At 50.8% G+C, this 256-nt stretch carries 1 rRNA gene; it reads right to left on the reverse strand.

What is annotated here, in order from left to right:
- Positions 1-256 (reverse strand): 23S ribosomal RNA (locus NNO04_RS23020); the annotation flags it as partial.

Below are 256 nucleotides of genomic sequence, written 5' to 3' on the forward strand. Positions count from 1 at the left end.
ACCGGGCAGGCGTCACACCGTATACGTCCACTTTCGTGTTTGCACAGTGCTGTGTTTTTAATAAACAGTTGCAGCCAGCTGGTATCTTCGACTGATTTCAGCTCCACGAGCAAGTCGCTTCACCTACCTATCAGCGTGCCTTCTCCCGAAGTTACGGCACCATTTTGCCTAGTTCCTTCACCCGAGTTCTCTCAAGCGCCTTGGTATTCTCTACCTGACCACCTGTGTCGGTTTGGGGTACGATTTTGTGTTACCT

The sequence above is a fragment of the Citrobacter sp. Awk 4 genome (assembly GCF_028069725.1).
Lineage (GTDB): Bacteria > Pseudomonadota > Gammaproteobacteria > Enterobacterales > Enterobacteriaceae > Citrobacter_D.